This is a genomic window from Streptomyces sparsus (assembly GCF_054776295.1).
This window is the reverse complement of the sequence record NZ_BAAHCA010000539.1, coordinates 1-3,381: the sequence shown is the minus strand read 5'-3', so window position 1 is coordinate 3,381 and position 3,381 is coordinate 1. Positions and strand designations below refer to the sequence as shown.

General features: G+C 70.9%; 2 protein-coding genes and 1 pseudogene. 2 read left to right on the top strand and 1 reads right to left on the bottom strand.

Annotated features, from left to right (window positions below):
• Positions 1–421 (bottom strand): annotated as a pseudogene (locus tag ACYVE9_RS19855) (PucR family transcriptional regulator); the annotation flags it as partial.
• A 192-nt stretch (positions 422–613) separates the two neighbouring features.
• On the opposite strand from ACYVE9_RS19855, the gene ACYVE9_RS19850 reads away from it, so the two are divergent.
• The gene (locus ACYVE9_RS19850; protein WP_461029233.1) at positions 614–1,540 is read left to right on the top strand and encodes a proline dehydrogenase family protein; all 927 of its coding nucleotides are present in this window, start codon (positions 614–616) and stop codon (positions 1,538–1,540) included.
• A 112-nt stretch (positions 1,541–1,652) separates the two neighbouring features.
• A complete protein-coding gene (gene pruA, locus ACYVE9_RS19845) occupies positions 1,653–3,284 on the top strand; it encodes an L-glutamate gamma-semialdehyde dehydrogenase (protein WP_461029232.1) in 1,632 nt (543 codons plus the stop codon).
• The last annotated feature ends 97 nt before the right edge of the window (positions 3,285–3,381 follow it).

Here is a 3,381-nt window from a genome sequence, read left to right as displayed (position 1 = left end):
CCTCCGCGGCCAGCAGCGCCCCGATCCGGGCCGCCCCTGCCATCGCCTCGGCCAGCCGCGGGTCGGTGAGCGGGCGGGCACCGTCGTCGAGCAGCCAGATGTAGCCGTAGGCGACCCCGCCGTGCCGCACCGGCAGGCAGATCCGGCCCTTCACCACCCCCGCCGACGGGTCCGGCGGGATCCGGACCGGGCCGGTGGCCCGGGTGATGCCGAAGCCCTCGAACCACTCGCGCACCGCCGCGGTGGAGCGTCGCTGCATGATCGACCTGGTCCTGACCGGGTCCATGACCAGGTCGGCGTCGTCGCCCGCGTTCTCGTGCGCGCCGAAGGCGATCAGTCCGAAGTCGCGGTTCTCCAGGGTGGCCGGGGTGCCGAGCAGCGCCGACACCTCGTCGATGAGTTCCTGGTAGTCCTCCCGCATCGCTGCCGCCGCCTCCGTGCCACTTCGTACACCCCGCCGGCCCACCCTGGCCGGCTCCCCCCATTCTCATACAGATGTCTGAGATCCGGGACACGGACCCGTGACAGCTGTCGATGGCAGCTCGTCAGCGCGATCCTTAGGTTTCACGGTGGCTCACCTTGCCGTTCAGCGAACCGTCCCGTGGAGGTGCCCGTGCTGGGTCCCGTGCTTCTCGCCGCCGCGCGCAGCGACAGCATCCGCCGTCTTGTCTCGGCAGCGCCGGTCACCCGTCCCGTGGTGAACCGGTTCGTCGCAGGCGAGCGGTTGGATGAGTCCATGACCGTGGTGCGGTCCCTCGCCGCCCGCGGGCTGGACGTCACCCTCGACCACCTCGGTGAGGACATCACCGACCCGGCCGAGGCCCGCCGCAACCGCGACGCCTACCTGGCGCTCACCGAGGCGCTGCGCGCCGAGGGGCTCGGCGACCGCGCCGAGATGTCGGTCAAACTCTCCGCCTTCGGCCAGGCCCTTCCGGGCGGCCACGACCTGGCCTACGCCAACGTCCTGCCCGTCGTGGAGGCCGCCGCCGAGGCCGGCACCACCGTGACGCTGGACATGGAGGACCACACCACCGTCGACTCCACCCTGGCGGTGCTCGCCGAGCTGCGCACCCGCTTCCCGCAGACCGGCGCCGTGGTGCAGTCCTACCTGTTCCGCACCGAGGACGACTGCCGCGCCCTGGCCGGCGCCGGTTCCCGGGTGCGTCTGGTCAAGGGTGCCTACAAGGAACCGGCCCACGTCGCCCACCAGGACAAGCGCGAGGTCGACCGGGCGTACGTGCGCTGCCTGAAGATCCTCATGGCGGGCAAGGGCTACCCGATGATCGGCTCCCACGACCCGCGCATGGTGGCCATCACGCAGGAACTCGCCGGGCGTTACGGTCGTAAGCAGGACGAGTACGAGTTCCAGATGCTGTACGGCATTCGCGAGGCCGAGCAGGAGCGGCTGGTCGCCGACGGGCACCGGATGCGCGTGTACGTGCCCTACGGCACCGACTGGTACGGCTACTTCATGCGACGACTCGCGGAGCGCCCGGCCAACCTGGCCTTCTTCCTGCGGTCGCTGGCCACCCGCGGCTGACCGCCGCGCCGAGCGACACCGCCGCACCGCCGGCACCACCGGCACCACCGGCACCACCGACAAAAAAAGTCACCGACCTCACCTCCCCGACCCAGAAGGAGACACGGCCGCCATGGACGCTGTGACCCAGGTACCCGCCCCGTACAACGAGCCGGTGCACGGCTACGCGCCCGGCAGCCCGGAGCGCGCCCGCCTCGAGGCCAAGCTCAAGGAACTGGCCGACAACCCCGTCGACCTGCCGATGACGATCAACGGCGAGAAGCGCATGGGCGGCGGCGAGCGCTTCACCGTGGTGCAGCCGCACCAGCACGCGTCGGTGCTCGGCACCTACGCCAACGCCACCCGCGCCGACGCCCAGGACGCGATCGACGCCGCCCTGGCCGCCGCCCCTGCCTGGCGTGCCATGTCCTTCGACGACCGGGCCGCGATCATTCTCAAGGCCGCCGAACTGCTCTCCGGGCCGTGGCGCGAGACCATCGCCGCCTCCACCATGCTGGGCCAGTCCAAGACCGCGCAGCAGGCCGAGATCGACGCGCCCTGCGAGCTGATCGACTTCTGGCGCTTCAACGTGCACTTCGCGCGTGAGCTGCTCACCGAGCAGCCGCTCGTCCAGCCGAAGGGCGTCTGGAACCGGATGGACCACCGCCCGCTGGAGGGCTTCGTCTACGCCGTCACCCCCTTCAACTTCACCGCCATCGCCGGCAACCTGCCCACCGCTCCGGCGCTGATGGGCAACGTCGTGGTATGGAAGCCCTCGCCGACCCAGACCCACTCGGCGGTGCTGCTGATGGAGCTGCTGGAGGAGGCCGGCCTGCCCAAGGGCGTCATCAACCTGGTCACCGGTGACGGCAAGGAGGTCTCGGAGGTCGCCCTGCCGCACCCGGAGCTGGCCGGTATCCACTTCACCGGTTCCACCGCCACCTTCCAGTACCTGTGGAAGGAGGTCGGCAGCAACATCGAGCGGTACCGCTCCTACCCGCGCATCGTCGGTGAGACCGGCGGCAAGGACTTCATCGTCGCGCACCCCACCGCCGACCCGGCGATCCTCAAGACGGCGATCGTGCGCGGTGCCTTCGAGTACCAGGGCCAGAAGTGCTCCGCCGCGTCCCGCGCCTACATCGCCCGCTCGATGTGGGAGGGCGGCCTGAAGGACGAGCTGGCCACCGAGGTCGAGGGCCTCAGCATGGGCGACGTCAGCGACCTGTCGAACTTCATGGGCGCGGTCATCGACGACCGTGCCTTCGCCAAGAGCAAGGCCGCCATCGACCGGGCCAAGGCCGACCCGACCTGCGAGATCGTCGCCGGCGGCACCTGTGACGACTCCGTCGGCTACTTCGTGCGCCCGACCGTGATCGCCTGCTCCGACCCGGAGAACGAGGTGTTCCGCACCGAGTACTTCGGCCCGATCATCGCCGTGCACGTCTACGAGGACGGCGACTTCGACGCGGTCGTCGACCAGATGGAGTCCGTCTCGGCGTACGCGCTGACCGGCGCGGTGCTCGCCAAGGACCGGCAGGTGCTCGCCGCGGCCTCCGAGAAGCTGCGCTTCGCCGCGGGCAACTTCTACCTCAACGACCGTCCGACCGGTTCCATCGTCGGCCAGCAGCCCTTCGGCGGCGGCCGCGCGTCCGGCACCAACGACAAGGCGGGGTCGAAGTTCAACCTGCTGCGCTGGGTGTCGCCGCGGGCCATCAAGGAGACCCAGGTCGCCCCGACCGACTACCGCTACCCGCACATGGGCTGACCCCGTACCCGGGCCGTCCGCTCGCTCCCCCTGGCGGGCGGCCCCGCCCACCGCTGCCGGCGTCGCGCTTCACCCCCGTGGAGGCGCGGCGCCGGCC

Excerpts from the sequence above, each read along its gene's own strand:
- pruA (WP_461029232.1), top strand. The coding sequence starts at position 1,653 with ATGGACGCTGTGACCCAGGTACCCGCCCCGTACAACGAGCCGGTGCAC.